The organism is Paenibacillus illinoisensis NBRC 15959 (assembly GCF_004000925.1).
In the GTDB taxonomy this organism is placed as follows: Bacteria; Bacillota; Bacilli; order Paenibacillales; family Paenibacillaceae; genus Paenibacillus; species Paenibacillus illinoisensis.
In genome coordinates this window covers 753,335-768,809 of sequence record NZ_BIME01000001.1, presented here as the reverse complement: position 1 = coordinate 768,809, position 15,475 = coordinate 753,335, and the positions used below count along the sequence as shown (strand labels likewise).

16 protein-coding genes are annotated in these 15,475 nt (G+C 46.5%); all 16 read left to right on the top strand.

The features are described 5' to 3' along the window. The first annotated feature begins 48 nt into the window (after nucleotides 1-48). The 16 genes from sleB (at nucleotide 49) to PIL01S_RS03190 (ending at nucleotide 15,443) form a co-directional block, all read left to right on the top strand. Nucleotides 49-876: a spore cortex-lytic enzyme gene (gene sleB, locus PIL01S_RS03260; protein WP_127536225.1), complete on the top strand. Its 828-nt coding sequence runs from the start codon at nucleotides 49-51 to the stop codon at nucleotides 874-876. Between the two features lie 130 nt (nucleotides 877-1,006). Continuing rightward, nucleotides 1,007-2,287, top strand: coding sequence for an EF-P 5-aminopentanol modification-associated protein YfmF (gene yfmF / locus PIL01S_RS03255; protein WP_127536224.1), 1,281 nt, complete (start codon nucleotides 1,007-1,009; stop codon nucleotides 2,285-2,287). Nucleotides 2,288-2,290: 3 nt separating this feature from the next. Next, nucleotides 2,291-3,571, top strand: a complete 1,281-nt coding sequence (gene yfmH / locus PIL01S_RS03250; RefSeq protein WP_127536223.1) for an EF-P 5-aminopentanol modification-associated protein YfmH — start codon at nucleotides 2,291-2,293, stop codon at nucleotides 3,569-3,571. A 22-nt stretch (nucleotides 3,572-3,593) separates the two neighbouring features. Next, nucleotides 3,594-4,343 (top strand): elongation factor P 5-aminopentanone reductase, encoded by a 750-nt coding sequence (ymfI, locus tag PIL01S_RS03245; RefSeq protein WP_371859909.1) that lies wholly within the window; start codon nucleotides 3,594-3,596, stop codon nucleotides 4,341-4,343. 120 nt (nucleotides 4,344-4,463) lie between these two features. Beyond that, nucleotides 4,464-4,727: a DUF3243 domain-containing protein gene (locus PIL01S_RS03240; RefSeq protein ID WP_095287701.1), complete on the top strand. Its 264-nt coding sequence runs from the start codon at nucleotides 4,464-4,466 to the stop codon at nucleotides 4,725-4,727. 187 nt (nucleotides 4,728-4,914) lie between these two features. Continuing rightward, nucleotides 4,915-5,682: a DUF3388 domain-containing protein gene (locus tag PIL01S_RS03235; RefSeq protein ID WP_095287700.1), complete on the top strand. Its 768-nt coding sequence runs from the start codon at nucleotides 4,915-4,917 to the stop codon at nucleotides 5,680-5,682. Between the two features lie 71 nt (nucleotides 5,683-5,753). Next, the gene (locus PIL01S_RS03230; RefSeq protein ID WP_127536221.1) at nucleotides 5,754-6,809 is read left to right on the top strand and encodes a helix-turn-helix domain-containing protein; all 1,056 of its coding nucleotides are present in this window, start codon (nucleotides 5,754-5,756) and stop codon (nucleotides 6,807-6,809) included. A 73-nt stretch (nucleotides 6,810-6,882) separates the two neighbouring features. After that, complete coding sequence (locus PIL01S_RS29420; RefSeq protein WP_164764158.1) at nucleotides 6,883-7,047, top strand: hypothetical protein; 165 nt, start codon at nucleotides 6,883-6,885, stop codon at nucleotides 7,045-7,047. Nucleotides 7,048-7,196: 149 nt separating this feature from the next. Continuing rightward, nucleotides 7,197-7,688 (top strand): YajQ family cyclic di-GMP-binding protein, encoded by a 492-nt coding sequence (locus PIL01S_RS03225; RefSeq protein WP_095287698.1) that lies wholly within the window; start codon nucleotides 7,197-7,199, stop codon nucleotides 7,686-7,688. Between the two features lie 321 nt (nucleotides 7,689-8,009). Further along, entirely contained in the window at nucleotides 8,010-8,597 is a 588-nt protein-coding gene (pgsA, locus tag PIL01S_RS03220; RefSeq protein WP_127536220.1) for a CDP-diacylglycerol--glycerol-3-phosphate 3-phosphatidyltransferase, read from the top strand. A gap of 108 nt (nucleotides 8,598-8,705) precedes the next feature. Then, entirely contained in the window at nucleotides 8,706-9,962 is a 1,257-nt protein-coding gene (locus tag PIL01S_RS03215) for a competence/damage-inducible protein A (RefSeq protein ID WP_095358575.1), read from the top strand. Between the two features lie 237 nt (nucleotides 9,963-10,199). Further along, nucleotides 10,200-11,264: a recombinase RecA gene (recA, locus tag PIL01S_RS03210; protein WP_095358574.1), complete on the top strand. Its 1,065-nt coding sequence runs from the start codon at nucleotides 10,200-10,202 to the stop codon at nucleotides 11,262-11,264. A 265-nt stretch (nucleotides 11,265-11,529) separates the two neighbouring features. Beyond that, nucleotides 11,530-12,267, top strand: coding sequence for a regulatory protein RecX (locus PIL01S_RS03205; RefSeq protein ID WP_127536219.1), 738 nt, complete (start codon nucleotides 11,530-11,532; stop codon nucleotides 12,265-12,267). 306 nt (nucleotides 12,268-12,573) lie between these two features. Then, entirely contained in the window at nucleotides 12,574-14,115 is a 1,542-nt protein-coding gene (gene rny / locus PIL01S_RS03200) for a ribonuclease Y (RefSeq protein ID WP_127536218.1), read from the top strand. A gap of 155 nt (nucleotides 14,116-14,270) precedes the next feature. Continuing rightward, a complete protein-coding gene (locus PIL01S_RS03195) occupies nucleotides 14,271-15,065 on the top strand; it encodes a TIGR00282 family metallophosphoesterase (RefSeq protein WP_095358572.1) in 795 nt (264 codons plus the stop codon). A gap of 117 nt (nucleotides 15,066-15,182) precedes the next feature. Continuing rightward, a complete protein-coding gene (locus PIL01S_RS03190) occupies nucleotides 15,183-15,443 on the top strand; it encodes a stage V sporulation protein S (protein WP_019005392.1) in 261 nt (86 codons plus the stop codon). Nucleotides 15,444-15,475 lie beyond the last annotated feature (32 nt).

Genomic DNA, 15,475 nt, shown 5'->3' with positions numbered 1-15,475 from the left:
ACGTTAGCGATTCTGTTAATCCCACAAGAGAAAGGTAGAGCACAGTCGATGCGAAAAATGAACATATGGCTTTTCACTGCGATCTTGCTGATGTCTGCATTGGGAATTCGTTATTTGCTCCCTGACCATTCGGCAACCCAAGAATCCAAACCAAATACTTCCCAGGTGGAAGAGAAATCGCTGCCCACCTTCAGCAGCAACACCGTGCAATATGGAAGTTATGGGCAGGATGTATACGAGCTACAAGGCAGACTGAAGTACTTAGGTTTTTACAATGGTAAAATCGATAGTAACTTTGGCAGCAGCACGCTAAAATCCGTAAAGTGGTTTCAATCTGAATTTGGTATGAAAGCGGATGGCGTGGTTGGCGCTAAAACTAAACTGAGATTGTACAATGCAACTAAACAATGGTCCCCGACCGAGCCTCCACTGCACAAGGAATCGTCAGGCCAGGGTACGGACAAAACCGATAATGCAAACCAAGAGCAGGACAACATGGGTTCCGCCAATTCCATGGGCTTATCGGAGAATGAAATTAAGATTATGGCCAATGCGGTATATGGCGAATCCCGGGGAGAACCCTTTGAAGGTCAGGTTGCTGTAGCAGCAGTCATATTGAACCGCGTTAAATCACCGAGTTTTCCAAATACACCATCCGGCGTCATTTTCCAGCCCGGTGCATTTACCGCTGTAGCTGACGGGCAGATCTATCTGGAACCCAATGCTCAGGCCCGTAAAGCGGTTGAGCAGGCAATGAATGGCTGGGACCCATCCGGCGGCTGCCTGTATTACTTCAATCCCAAGACGGCTACTTCCAAGTGGATCTGGACCCGTCCTCAGGTGAAAACAATTGGGCAGCATATCTTTTGTATGTGATGATGTTGGAAGCAACCAGAAGACGCGTCTTCGGTTGCTTCTTGCCTTTTGCATGGGTTAAAATGGTTGTTGCACTTGAGAGTTACTGAAATATTGCCTAACAAATGACGCCGTAAAGGGGTTTTGACATTTGAATACATCAGGATTTGAACGGGGCAGTCAAAAGGAGTTTCGTATCCATGTATTGCCCACTAATCGTTTCAAAACTTTTGCCATCTCGTTGTATGCAGGAGTCCCGCTGCAAGAAGAAACGGTCACCAAAGTAGCGCTTACGCCATTTGTGCTTCGTCGTGGAACCCAGTCTTATACTGAAACAACGGAGTTTCGTGAACAATTGGAGCATTTGTATGGAGCTGGTTTTGGTTTTGACGTATACAAACGTGGAGACTATCAGATTGTACAGTTCCGGATGGACACGATTAATGATTCCTTTGTAGGCGGGGATGAGCAGCTATTGGACCGATCCTTTGCATTTTTGGGAGAGGTACTTACTCGTCCGGCCATGGAAGATGGGCATTTCAGAAAGGCCTATGTGCATTCAGAACGTGAGACCGTCCGCAAACAGCTGGAGTCTGTTGTTAATGATAAAATGCGTTATGCGGCAGAGCGAAGTATCGAGGAAATGTGTAAAAATGAGCCGTACCGCTTGCATCCGTTAGGGAAACGTCAGGATCTGCCGGGAATCGAACCCGATGTGTTAACGACCGCTTATCAGACGTGGCTGCAGCAGGCCAGCATGGATCTGTATGTCGTAGGCGACACGACGCTGGAAGAAGTGGAGAGTCTAGTTCAAAAACACTTCGATGTAAATCGTACCCATTCCTCTAACTATGTGACAAACCAGGCTGTCCGCGGTGACAAAGACGTGGAAACGGTCGTTGAACGACTAAATGTTAACCAAGGTAAACTGAATATGGGACTCCGCACGTCCATTACGTATGGCGACCCGCAGTATGCAGCAGCATTAATGTACAACGGCATTCTTGGAGGATATCCGCATTCCAAATTGTTCGTTAATGTTCGTGAAAAGGAGAGTCTGGCCTACTATGCCTCCTCCCGGTATGACGGACATAAAGGCATTGCAACGATTCAATCCGGAATTGAAATACCGAATTATGAAAAAGCCGTTAGTATCATCAAGCAGCAGTTAGATCAAATGAAAAATGGAAATATTAGTGATCTGGAAATGTCCCAGACCAAAGCGATGATCCGCAATCTGCTCAAAGAAATGCAGGATTCGGCTTTTGAGATGATTGCGTATGACTTTAATCGTCAGTTATCGGGTAAGGAGCGGACCGCTGACGAGCTGCTCGCTCAGGTTGAGCAAATCAGCAAAGAAAACGTTCGTGAGGCGGCAGAGCAATTCCGTCTGGACACGATCTACTTCTTGCGGGATGAGAAGGGGGAATAACTGGTGGAGAGCATACATTACGAACATTTGCAGGAAACGCTGTATTACGAAGTCATGGATAATGGGCTTCATGTCTATGTATTGCCTAAACCCGGATTCCAAAAAACGTTTGCCACGTTTGCAACCAAATACGGCTCTGTGGATAATCATTTTCAGGTGAAAGGTCAGGAAGAAGTTCAGGTTCCCGACGGTATCGCTCATTTTCTGGAACATAAAATGTTTGAGGAGCCGACAGGTGATATTTTTGCAACTTTTGCATCCAATGGGGCATCTGCCAATGCATTTACGAGTTTCGACCAAACTGTATATTTGTTTTCTGCGACAGAACATGTGAATGAAAATATACAAACATTAGTCAACTTTGTGCAAAATCCTTATTTTACGGACCAGAATGTGGAAAAGGAAAAAGGCATTATTGCACAAGAAATTAATATGTATGCCGATAATCCGGACTGGCGTGTCTATTTTGGATTGATTGAAGCAATGTACCAAAAACACCCAGTCCATATCGATATTGCGGGAACGGTGGAATCGATCGGCACGATAACCAAAGAAACGCTGTATACGTGTTACAATACGTTTTATCATCCAAGCAATATGCTTTTATTTGTTGTAGGTGGAGTAGAACCTCAAGAAGTCATGGATATGGTTCGTTCGAACCAGGCGGAGAAAAACTACGAGCCTCAAGGTGAAATCAAACGGATATTTGAACAGGAGCCTGCTGGGGTTGTGGAGGCCAGGAGGGAAGCACGGCTCGCGGTTTCATTGCCCAAGTGTCTATTTGGCTTTAAGGAAACGGATGTTGGATTCTCGGGGGAAGACCTGCTCCGGCGTGATATGACGACCAAATTGATGATGGATCTTCTGTTTGGCGCTAGCACGGCCCTATTTCAAAAACTGTATGATGAAGATCTCATCTCGGATAGCTTCGGACATGAATACATTAGTTCACCGCAGTATGCATTCTCTGTTGTTGGTGGTGATACTAAAGACCCGGATCTATTGCTGGCCCGCATACGGGAAGAGGTCGATGCTATTGTTAAAAAGGGATTCGAAGCTTCGGACTTTGAGCGTGCACGCAAAAAGAAAATCGGGGGATATTTGCGCATGCTCAATTCACCAGAGAATATTGCACATGAATTTACCCGTGAGCAGTTCCGTGGCGGTGATTTTTTCAACATGATTCCCATATATGAATCAATCACATTGGAAGAAGTAAATCGCAGACTGGAAGAGCATATTCGCTGGGAACAGCTGGCTGTATCGCTTGTCGTGAGTCCGTAATATGGAGAGGGGAACCGGACAAATGAAGCCGATTGGAGACATGACAGTACTAGTTACTGGAGCAAGCGGAGGTATAGGAGCAGCTATTGCAGAACGGTTTGCAATGGTGGGTATGAACGTGGTTATTCACTACATGAAATCCCATGAGGCAGCCAACGAAGCGGCGAGAAGGTGCATGGAAAAGGGCAGCGGCAAAGTCATGACGGTGTCCGCAGATCTTCGCAGCCGGGAACAAATTGATCGTATGCGTGAAAAATTGGAGTCTCATGGATTATTGCCTGACATTCTGGTAAATAACGCAGGCATATCGCATTATGGGTTGTTGTCCGACGTGACTGATGAAATATGGGATGAAGTGATGGCCATTAATTTGAAAGGCACATTTCTGTGTACTCAGATCATGATGCCTCACATGATTTCACAGCGATACGGACGAATCATTAACGTATCCTCCATCTGGGGGTTATCAGGTGCATCTTGTGAGGTCCTGTACTCCACCACGAAAGGGGGCGTAAATGCCTTTACAAAAGCTCTTGCGAAAGAGCTGGCACCTTCCGGTGTTACTGTAAATGCAGTTGCCCCCGGAGCCGTTCAGACCTCCATGCTGAATCATCTGGATCAGGATGAATTGAAAATGCTGGAGGAGGAAATTCCAGCCGGCAGACTTGCGCAGCCTGATGAAATTTCCTCCCTGGTTTATTTCCTCGCGCTACCGGAATCCGGATATATCAATGGCCAGATCATTAGCCCGAATGGCGGCTGGCTTACCTGAAGAATTGCAGTTTGGTGGGTCTTCGCTGCTGGATGATTTATCCTGAATATTAATTGCTCGATAGGCACATATTACAACTGTTGATTTTAAATCTCATGCGACAGCTAAGGAGGATTTATCATGTCAACAGAAAAAACGGTGCTCAGCAGTTTTGACACATGGAAAAAGTTCTTGGGTGATCGCGTACAGCAAGCAGAGAAGATGGGGATGAGTGAAGATACCATCAACAAACTTGCGTATGAGATTGGTGACTTTCTGGATGAGAAAGTGGATCCAGCGAACCATTCCAACCGGGCATTGAAGGAAATATGGGATGTCGGCGATGCCGAAGAGCGTCGTACGATTGCGCGCCTGATGGTCAAATTGGCCAAACAAAACGCATAAGATCCACCGATGGAAAGCTCCCGCAAGGGGGCTTTTCTCTAATGATTACAGACCTGTTCTTGTAATTCATTTTCTTTTTATATATCATTAACGTGACCCATTTTTAGAAGATGTCTCAGTTCGGTGTCCTTCGGGCACGATCTGTTGCTGTCGAACAATGTGGAATATTGCATTACGGGGTGTTTAAATGGAATCTAAACAATGGTATATGGAATATAAAATACATAAGAACAGACCCGGTTTGTTGGGGGACATTGCCTCCATGCTGGGGATGCTTGAAGTAAATATATTGACCATTAATGGTGTTGAAGGCAAAACAAGAGGAATGCTGCTCGAATCCGACGACGATGAGAAGATTCGTTTGCTGGGTGAAATGCTTGCAAAAGTGAACAGCATTACGGTTTCCGCTCTGCGCCAACCCAAATTGGTCGACATCTTGGCTGTGCGTCATGGCCGGTACATTGACCGCGACTCGGACGATCGCAAAACTTTTCGTTTCACACGGGACGAACTTGGGTTACTCGTGGACTTTTTGGGTGAAGTATTTAAAAGGGAAGGCAATCAGGTGATTGGCCTTCGAGGCATGCCTCGTGTCGGAAAAACGGAATCCATTATCGCCGGTAGCGTCTGTGCGATGAAACGATGGACGTTTGTTTCTTCTACTTTGCTTCGTCAAACGATAAGGAGCCAACTCTCCGAGGATGAAATGAACCCAAACAACGTCTTCATCATTGATGGTATTGTAAGTACGATCCGTTCCAGTGAACGGCATTATAATCTGTTGCAGGACATTATGACGATGCCGAGTACCAAGGTCATTGAGCATCCTGATATTTTTGTGCAGGAATCAGAATATGACTATAACGATTTTGATATCATTATTGAACTTCGCAACAATCCGAATGAGGAAATTATTTATGATACGTTTACGGCCAGTTACACCGACGAACTGTAATGCTCCGTACGGAATCATGGAATAGATAGCAACAACCAAAGAGAAAAAGATAAACATAAGGAGGAGATAGCATGTCTGAACTGGGTCAGCAGTTAAGAGAGGCCCGGCTGCAAAAAGGGATGAGTCTCGACGATGTACAGGAAATGACTAAAATTCGCAAGAGGTACTTGGAAGCAATAGAGGCTGGGGACTATAAGGTGCTTCCTGGCAGCTTCTATGTGCGAGCTTTCATTAAAACCTATGCGGAGACAGTGGGACTAAACCCTGATGAGCTGCTGGAGGGACACAAGAAAGATGTACCGGCAGAGGAAACGGAAGCAACCATGGAGCCCGTGATTCAAAAACGTTCGAGTCGACCTGTAGAGCGCAGCAATCGATGGATGTCAGTAGCGTTAATGTGGACATTTCCGATTCTGATTGTTGCCTTGCTGTACGTGTATGTGGTCATGAACAGAGATGATGCGGATACACAAGGCGTCGATCAAACCAAAATTACAGATAGTCAGCAAACGCCAAATGATCAACCGGATGAGACGACGGACAACGGTCAAGCGTCCACTCCACCGGATAACGAATCTGCAGGACAAGAAACCGGTCAGGCAGAAGGAGAAGCAGGCGGCAATGGTGGGGGGACCGACGTGACTGGTGAGGGTACCGAAGGTCAGACGGACGAACAAACCCCGGTTGACACCGAAGATCAAGAGCCTGCAGATAATGCTGGGACTGTAACGGTTGCTGAAGATGGGAAATCAGGTAATATTACAAATTTCAAAGTAAATGGAAGTGCAGGTCAACCGGTTAAGGTTACCATTAATGCTTCAGGTCAGAGCTGGCTGGAAGTGTATAAAGGTGAAAATTCAAGCGGAGAAAAACTGCAATTTGGTATGACAGCCGATGGAGACAGTATGTCGTTTGATCTGGATAGTACCGGCTTATACATTAAGTCTGGATATGCTGCGGCTACGACCATTGAAGTTGGTGGTCAAGTCGTAACGGATGGTAAGGCCACCAACCGGATTCGTCTCCAATTGGGAGATGATAGCACAGGCGCGTCTACCGGAACGAATGCGAGCTCTGTCGAAGGCTCCGATGCAGGAACCGAAGGCTCTGCCACAGGCGGCGAATAAGGGCATTAACTGCGGGGGACAATAAGTTTGTCTTCACTAGCAGTTAACTTTCGGTAAAGCGAGGTGGATGGCTATGACAGTCAGCTGGATCGTCACAGGTTTAGGAATCATTGTCAGCCTCCTGGGTTATTATTTGACTCCAAGCGCTTGGGGTTACGGAATTTTGGGCTTCGGACTTGCGCACGTCGTTTTGGGTGTGCTCGACATGTTCAGACAGCCCAACCGCAGCCGATATTAGATTGCTGTGCGTTAAAGCATTTTTGGTTACTGCAAAAGCGGTGGCTGAAAATGCTTTTTCGTTTGTTTACCCCTCAAAATTAGACTTTTCCGGGGCGAATCCTCTATAATGTTACACAGAACAAATGATTAATTGAAAGGGTGACCAGATTGAGCTCAGAGAATTCGTTCGACATCGTGTCCAAAATGGACTTGCAGGAATTAACGAATGCCGTAACACAGACGGAAAAGGAAATCAGCACACGATACGATTTTAAAGGCAGCAAAAGCAGCTTGAAACTGGACAAGGATGCGTTGACAATTGTATCCGATGATGAGACCAAACTTAAGGCTGTTATTGATGTACTTCAATCCAAAATGGCGAAGCGGAATCTGCCGCTCAAAAACATTGACTATGGCAAAGTGGAGCCAGCTTCATCCGGGACAGTGCGCCAGCGTTTGAGTTTTAAACAGGGGATTGATCAGGATATCGCGAAAAAGATCAATATTCTGATTCGTGATTCCAAAATGAAAGTGAAGAGCCAGATTCAAGGGGACCAGCTCCGGGTAACTGGTAAGAGTAAAAATGATTTGCAAGCCGTTATGCAGCTTTTGAATGGTGCCAATCTGCCTCTTGATTTGCAATATACCAATTTCAAATAAGTTTGTTACGTCGATTTTGTTGTGAAAAACGTGTTTTGACACTGCAATTGGCGTATATTATACTAAGTGTGCATTGCTAGCAATCAAGCATAAAGCCCAGTCATCATCGTTTTGCTGACTTTGTGAAAAGCAGTACACCTTTTGGAGGTCGCCGGAACGTTTTAAACGATTTTGCGTTTGAACGGTTGACTTTATTTTTTGCGTTTTTACATATGAGATCAGTGGTGTACTCCGTGCATTTTACATGTTCACCTTCCGGATGATGGATACGGGATTAGGATGATTGTTTGAAGTATTGGAGGATAAGAGGGAGGGCGTCTTGTGAATTTACCCAACCGGATTACGCTTGCACGAATTTGCTTAATCCCTTTTTTAATGGTGTTTCTGCTCGTGGACTTTCCATTTTATCCGGAGCCTATGCAGATTGGAAGTTTTTCGCTTCCGTATAATCAGCTAATCGCTGCCATTATTTTCATCATTGCAGCCAGTACGGATGGAATTGATGGATACCTGGCAAGGAAAAACAATATGGTCACCAATTTGGGCAAGCTGCTCGACCCGCTGGCTGACAAGCTACTAGTGACTGCAGTGCTCATTTCACTTGTTGAGATGGGTAAGCTGGACTCATGGATCGCTGTCGTCATTATCAGCCGGGAGTTTGCGGTGACTGGCCTTCGCCAAATTGCTTTGCTGGATGGATCGGTTGTTGCGGCCAGCAACTGGGGCAAACTGAAAACCGTAATACAGATTGTAGCCATCGTTTTGCTCCTGCTTAACAACTTCCCGTTCTCTTATACTGGGATACATGTTGATGTTATAGCCGTTTGGGCTGCAGCGATCATTACGATTTGGTCTGGCATTGATTATTTCATCAAAAACAAAAATTTGCTTAATTTATCAAAAGCGTAAAAGTTTAAGGTAAAACGGGTAATTTATGAAGGACAGCTTGCGCAAAGGGCAATAGGAAAACATCCTATTGCCCTTTGATCACTCACATTGTGTACAGGAGGATGCTGAATGAAGGCAGAAATTATCGCAGTCGGAACAGAGTTGCTGCTCGGACAGATCGTAAATACGAATGCCAGATATTTATCCCGTGAATTGGCTGCTATCGGGATTGACGTTTATTTTCAAACGGTGGTAGGGGACAATCTGAATCGTCTCAGTGAAGCCATTCGAATTGCTCAAGGGCGAGCTGACGTCATTTTGTTCTCAGGCGGTATCGGACCAACGCAGGATGATCTAACCAAGGATGCCATAGCAGCTGTGTTGGGACGCAGCCTACATATTGATCGGATGGCAATGGATAAAATCGAAAGCTTCTTCAGGGATCGCAATGTGGAGATGACGGAGAATAACCGGCGTCAAGCCATCGTGGTTGAAGGAGGGACCCCGCTGGCTAATGAAACGGGTCTTGCCGCAGGTAACGCCATCTCGGATAACGGGAAGCATTATATTGTCATGCCTGGGCCACCAAAAGAACTGATTCCCATGTTTGAGCAGGAGGTCAAACCTTGGTTGTTCCAACATGTTCTTACGAAAGAAATGCCGATTTATTCGAAAATGTTGAAATTTGCCGGGATCGGTGAGTCGGCATTGGAAGACCGTCTGCTTGACCTGATTGATAGCCAAACTGATCCTACGATTGCACCTTATGCAAGTGAGGGAGAGGTAACGGTACGGGTGTCCACCAAGGCGCCGAGTGAGAATGAGGCCAAACAGAAGCTGGATGCCATGGAGGTACTCATTCGGGAACGGTTGCCTGAACACCTCTACGCGAACGAGGATGTGCCTATAGAGTACACAATTGTAACAATGATGGCTGATATGGGTCTGACCCTGAGCGCGGCTGAGAGCTGTACAGGAGGGCTTGTTATGCAGAGCCTGACTTCGGTTCCTGGCAGTGCTTCCATGCTCAAAGGCGGAATTGTATGTTATTCCAACGAGATAAAGGAAAAGCTGCTGAATGTTCCTCATGACTATCTGGAGGGTGAAGATGCTCCCGGGGCTGTGAGCCCTGAAGTTGCTAAAGTATTGGCTGAGCAGGTACGCATGATCGGTGATTCCGACTTTGGTCTGGCCGTTACAGGAGTAGCAGGTCCAGGTTACTCTGAGCGTAAGCCACCAGGTCTGGTTTTTATCGCTCTTGCTGAGCGGGGGAAAGAGACGGAGATTCACGAATTGCGTATCAACGGTAATCGGGAGACGGTCCGCATCCGTTCGACCAAGGCTATTTTATACCGCTTATGGCGCAAACTTGTCGCGATGGACTAGGTATACCTTGAATTGCTTTTACAGGGATATTCAAGTATAATCAAAACAGACGGAAGAACCGTAGAATTGGGCACTCAGCCTTGTTTGCGGTTCTTTTTTCTGTCTCATTGCAAGTTTTGCCCAGGAAGAGGCGCCTCGGCCTTATAAAAAAAAACGAATGTATGTTCGAAAAAAAGCTTGGCAAACGTGTTAAAACAAGGTATCATTATCTTATAAACAGTAAAGGGTGTGAGCATATTGTCAGACCGTCGTGCCGCGCTTGATATGGCGCTCCGTCAAATAGAGAAGCAATTTGGTAAAGGATCTATCATGAAACTGGGTGAGTCAACTCACATGCAAGTGGAAATCATACCCAGCGGATCCTTGGCTCTGGATATAGCACTTGGAACAGGCGGCTTGCCTAAAGGCCGGATTGTTGAAATATATGGACCTGAATCTTCAGGTAAAACTACTGTAGCATTGCATGCGATTGCTGAAGTGCAAAGAGTCGGTGGACAAGCTGCATTTATCGATGCCGAGCATGCTCTTGACCCTCAATATGCAAGTAAACTGGGTGTTAACATTGATGAATTGCTTTTGTCCCAGCCGGATACGGGCGAACAAGCATTGGAAATTGCTGAAGCACTTGTGCGCAGTGGTGCTGTTGACATTATCGTTGTTGACTCTGTTGCTGCCTTGGTACCAAAAGCTGAGATCGAAGGCGAAATGGGGGACTCCCACGTTGGTTTGCAAGCACGTCTGATGTCTCAGGCGTTGCGTAAATTGTCTGGTGCAATCAGCAAATCCAAAACCATTGCCATCTTTATCAACCAGCTTCGTGAAAAAGTTGGCGTAATGTTTGGTAACCCTGAGACAACACCTGGTGGACGTGCCCTGAAATTCTACTCTACAGTTCGTTTGGATGTTCGCCGTATTGAGAGTATTAAATCAGGTAATGACATCATCGGGAACCGTACTCGTGTGAAGGTTGTCAAAAATAAAGTTGCACCACCGTTCAAACAAGCAGAAGTAGATATCATGTATGGTGAAGGTATCTCGAGAGAGGGCAGTATCATTGATATTGGTACAGAACTCGATATCGTTAATAAAAGTGGTGCTTGGTATTCTTACGAAGGCGAACGTCTGGGGCAAGGTCGTGAAAATGCGAAGCAGTTTATGAAAGAACATAAAGAGATCGCTCAAGTGATCGAGCAAAAAATTCGTGAAGCGAGCAATCTGACGACAGTAGTTCCAGCTCCAACGAGCGAAGATCAACAAAAAGAAGAAGCAGAAGAACAAGAATTGTTTGAGATTAACGAGTAATTCTTCCTGACCGGGAGGCCCCAGTAGGTGTTGCTGGACTTCCCGTATTGGGGTGAATTGTACCGATCCTGCTAGGGGAGACGGCGCGTGTTTCTCGCGCTGTCTAACAGCTCCTGTCCATTGGACAGGGGCTGTTAGCACATTTATTGAGTGAGCTGGTGCCGGGTTGGATTCCCGGCTTTTTGCATTTTGGTCTGCCGTTTTCTTTAAGTAGATAGGAAATCAGAAAGATAAAGAGTTGAACAAAAAGGAGGGAGAGACCTGAATGGATCAACATGATGATGATTTGTACGAAACAGCAGAACTAGAGGGGATCTCCCAATTCCCGGATAACGAAGAACTTACGATTACACGGGTAGAACGAACAAAAAGCAGGCAGGCCCGGTACCGGATCACGTTCGGTATGTACTCGATTACGGTTCTGGAAGATGTAATGATCAAATATCGAATGACCCGGGGCAACACATTTGTGAAGAAAGATCTCGAAGAGATCATAGTAGCGGATGAGCGGCAGCAAACCTATGTTCAGGCATTGCGTTACTTAGAGCACAAACAGCGTACAAGGCATGAATTAAGCCAGCGACTTCGTCAGAAAGAGTTTGCAGCACCATTAATTGAAGAAGTACTGGATCGGCTTGAACAGGAGAAGCTTGTGGACGATGAAGGGTTTGCGAAGGAATGGACAAGGCAGCGTATGACAGGGCAGAGGAAGGGAAAACTGTGGATAAGGCAAGAGCTGCGTCAAAAGGGCATTGCCAATGAGCTCATCGTTGAAGCGCTTGAAGGCGTGGATGCGGCTGTGGAGTTTGAGACAGCTTTGACCGCAGGGCGGAAGAAGTGGAACCAAGTCAAAGGGGACGTTGCAGAGAAGAAACGCAAAACGCTTCCCTTCTTGATGAGACGCGGTTTTCCTATGGATATGGTACGTAAAGTTGTGAATTGTTTAATTGAAGAAGATGAAGTCGAAGATTCTGAAGATGACGAGTTGTTACCATGGGATTAACAGAGACCACACAGTGTACTGCATTCTCTTGACAATTTCTTTCGTCAAATACTAAAATGGACATGAGTCTGTAAGAAATGGACAACCCTTTTTCCTTCCAAAAAAGCGGTTTCGGTTTCTTAGGATTTACCCTTCATGATTATGGATTCGCTGAAGGCAGCGAATAGTACGTGGTAACATGTACACTTGAAATGAAAATCGGCGGGGGATCGCCGTAGGTATCGTTATTCCCAAACATATGTAAGTTTGAAAACAGCAAATTGACCCAAGGAGTGCCTTGGAGGAACCAACGAGGAGGTGAACAGTATGGACATTGCAATCACGATCGTTCTCGTTGTGGCCGCGCTCGTTATTGGGTTCGGAGTCGGATATTTTATTCGCAAATCTCTTGCAGAGGCTAAAATCTCCAGTGCGGAACAAGCTGCCGTACAGATCGTTGAGAACGCGAAGAAAGAGGCAGAAGCACAGAAGAAAGAGACGGTGCTTGAAGCAAAGGATGAGATTCATCGCATTCGGGCCGAAGCTGAAAAAGACACTCGTGAACGTCGGAACGAAATTCAACGACAAGAAAGACGATTGTTGCAAAAAGAAGAGTCGCTGGATAAAAAGATGGAATCACTCGAACGTAAAGAAGAGCAAGTGGCCAACAAAGAGAAACGTATTGATGAGACACAGCAGCAGATCGAAATGATCTACAAAAATCAGGTGACGGAGCTGGAGCGTATATCCAACCTCACCATGGAAGATGCACGCAGTATCATACTGTCCAACGTAGAACAGGAAGTTCGTCATGAGACGGCTCAAATGATCAAGGACATTGAACAGCAGGCGAAGGAAGAAGCGGACAAGAAATCCCGCGAAATTATTACCCTTGCCATTCAGCGTTGTGCGGCTGACCATGTGGCAGAGACAACGGTATCTGTTGTCACTTTGCCTAACGAAGAAATGAAAGGCCGGATTATCGGTCGTGAAGGACGTAACATCCGTGCACTTGAAACCCTTACGGGGATTGACCTTATTATCGATGATACGCCAGAAGCAGTTATTCTGTCGGGCTTTGACCCGATCCGTCGTGAGATTGCCCGTACTGCCCTCGAGAAATTGGTGGCTGACGGACGCATTCACCCGGCACGCATTGAAGAGATGGTGGAGAAATCCCGCAAAGAAGTGGACGAGCGCATCCGTGAATATGGTGAGCAAGCTACCTTTGAAGTGGGTGTACATGGTCTGCATCCGGATCTGATCAAAATACTGGGCCGGTTGAAGTTCCGTACAAGTTACGGTCAAAACGTCTTGAAGCATTCGATGGAGGTCGCTTATCTGGCTGGACTGATGGCTGGCGAACTCGGAGAAGATATTACACTTGCAAGACGTGCAGGTCTACTGCATGATATCGGTAAAGCGCTGGATCACGAAGTGGAAGGATCACACGTTGAAATCGGCGTGGAGCTGGCGAAGAAATACAAAGAACATCCGGTAGTAATCAACAGTATCGCGTCCCATCACGGGGATTGCGAAGCAACTTCGGTCATTGCCATGCTGGTTGGTGCAGCAGATGCACTGTCTGCAGCAAGACCGGGTGCACGCCGCGAAACACTGGAGACGTATATCAAACGACTGGAGAAACTGGAAGAGATTTCGGAATCGTTCGAAGGTGTCGAGAAATCGTATGCCATTCAAGCTGGACGCGAAGTTCGCGTTATGGTGCAGCCTGAAAAAATCGACGATGCGGAAGCATTCCGTCTCGCACGTGACATTACGAAGATGATCGAGAATGAGCTCGATTATCCGGGTCATATCAAAGTCACCGTCATCAGGGAAACCCGGGCGGTTGAATACGCTAAATAGAGCTTTAAGGAAAAGTGGCCGCTGTAGTGGGCCACTTTTCCTGTTAAAAGCCGGGCAATGGGCTTGATAGGACGAACTAATGGGTTAGGGATGCCCGCAAAGATGTATGCTGGTTATACCAAGCTAAGCTTGCGGGGAATTAAGGAGGCAATGCAATGAAAGTGCTGTTTATCGGTGATATTGTGGGTAATGTAGGACGTAAGGCTTTGAAGGAGAACTTGCCATATCTGAAGACGAAATATAAACCACATGTGGTTATTGTAAATGGAGAAAATGCAGCAGCTGGCCGAGGAATTACGGGGGCTATTGCCAACGAATTTTTCAACTGGGGTGTGCACGGGATTACGCTTGGCAATCATACTTGGGACAATAAGGACATTTTTGATTTTATAGATGACGAACCACGCATGATCCGACCTGCCAACTTTCCACCAGGAACACCAGGCAGAGGATACACGGTGGTCAAAGGTGAAGGCAAGGAGCTAGCGATCGTGAATTTGCAGGGTCGTACCTTTTTGCCCGCACTTGATTGCCCATTCCGCGTTGCGGATGAGATTGTGGATGAGCTGCGCCGGGATCATAAATGCATTCTGGTCGATATGCATGCCGAGGCGACTTCCGAGAAAATTGCCATGGGCTGGCATCTGGATGGGCGTGCGTCACTGGTCGTAGGTACACATACACATGTACAAAGCAATGATGACCGTATTCTACCTGGTGGGACAGCATACTTGACGGATGCGGGCATGGTGGGGCCGCGAGATGGAATTCTCGGTATGGAGCGTGAAGCAGTACTGCGAAAATTTTACACCCAGCTGCCGGTACGCTTTGTAGTTGATGACGGCAAGTGGCATTTCCACGGTGTATTCGTTGAAATTGATGAGTCCACAGGTGCAGCAACCAAAATTGAAAAAATCCGCCTGATGGAAGACGAGTGGCGCATGGAATAGGGGTATTGTCCCATTTTGCAAGGAAACCCGTCTAAAAAGAAGGAATTTTTTTACCTCCCGCGAATAACATCTAGTAAGTGGAAACAAACATTCAACATTCCCAGGGAGGTACTTACCATGGAAGTATTAAAAGTTTCAGCAAAGTCCAATCCCAATTCCGTAGCCGGCGCACTTGCAGGAGTTCTTCGTGAACGTGGAAATGCTGAACTGCAGGCCATTGGAGCGGGAGCACTGAACCAAGCCATTAAAGCGGTAGCGATAGCCCGGGGATTTGTAGCACCAAGCGGAGTTGACTTGATTTGTATTCCAGCTTTTACAGACATTGTGATAGACGGTGAGGATCGAACGGCCATTAAGCTGATTGTGGAGCCCAGATAATACATGTGATCATGCATTGAACCTGTTTACAG